The sequence below is a fragment of the Bartonella sp. AA83SXKL genome (genome assembly GCF_042196965.1).
Classification (GTDB): Bacteria; Pseudomonadota; Alphaproteobacteria; order Rhizobiales; family Rhizobiaceae; genus Bartonella.
In genome coordinates this window covers 1-1140 of record NZ_JBHIRG010000068.1, presented here as the reverse complement: position 1 = coordinate 1140, position 1140 = coordinate 1, and the positions used below count along the sequence as shown (strand labels likewise).

Here is a 1140-nt window from a genome sequence, read left to right as displayed (position 1 = left end):
GTCTTTTTGACCACGTCTTGGGATATGGAGCGTATAGCGCCTTATCTTGAAGACATCATTGCATCCTTTAGAGAGTATGTAGAGCGTTTCAAACATGAAATCACGTTGCAAGAGCTCCTTGAAGCGATTTGCAGTGGCAAGAAACAGTTATGGCTTGTTTTGGATGATGACGAGCGCTTTTTAGCGGCATTCACGACCCAGATACAGCAGACAGTTTTAGGAAAGAAGCGCGCACTGATTTGTGAATGTAGTGGCAAGGGCATTCTTGATCAAGTTGACAATTTGCAAGTTGTAGAGGATTGGGCGCGTGAGAATGGTGCTTCTGAAATGGAGATCTTGGGTCGTTTAGGTTGGAAGCGTGCACTAACCAAGCAAGGCTATGGCATAGCTATGCTTTATTATAGGAAGGAATTGTGACATGGGGAGCAAGACACCAACAACGACAGAACAGAAGCAGGTACAAACAAGCGCCCCTCCTGCTTGGATGCAGAATGTCTTTAAGCGTGGGGGTGCAGATGCGTATAACATGTATGACACAGGGATGGGTGGTAATGTTTATGGTGGTCCTCGTGTAGCGCCGTTAAGTGATCAAACGCGCTATGGAATTGGTGGTCTTGGAAGTATTCCTCATCATTATCAAAATCGCTCTTTGATGAATACAATCTATAATCCAACGTCGGCAGCCATGAATCTTCGACATATGGCCTCTGGTGGTATGATGGGAGAAAATTCGTATTTCAAACAAGCACTTCAAGAAGCATTAGATGATTCAGACACTCAAATTAACAGATATTTCTCAGGGATTGGTCGTTATGCAACTCCTGATCACAGAGAGGAAGTGCGGAAAGGAAGAGATTCTATATACGCTCGTGCTATGTTAGAGCAATATAATCGTGATGCGGACCGCATGATGCAAGCCAATGCCATGATAGACCAAGCCAATCAAAATCAGTTGGGAGCATCAAATAACTTCTTGCAGGGTTATGGCAATGCCTATTCCAATGCCATACAAGGGGGAGGTGTGCTTGATGCCCACAATCAACGCCTTGTTGATGCCAATAGAGAACGTTGGCTGGAACAAGACAATAGCGGCTGGAATAGGTTGAATATGCTTATGAACGCCGGTCATGGCTTTGCAAG

Annotated in this window: 2 protein-coding genes; both read left to right on the top strand. The window is 44.9% G+C overall.

Features of this window, described 5'->3' with window-relative positions:
• Window positions 1–417, top strand: a 417-nt coding sequence (locus ACFINO_RS09550) for a hypothetical protein (RefSeq protein ID WP_375655575.1), incomplete at its 5' end; no start/stop codon positions are given.
• 1 nt (window position 418) lies between these two features.
• Window positions 419–1140: hypothetical protein (locus ACFINO_RS09545; RefSeq protein WP_375655573.1), on the top strand; the 722-nt coding region annotated here is incomplete at its 3' end.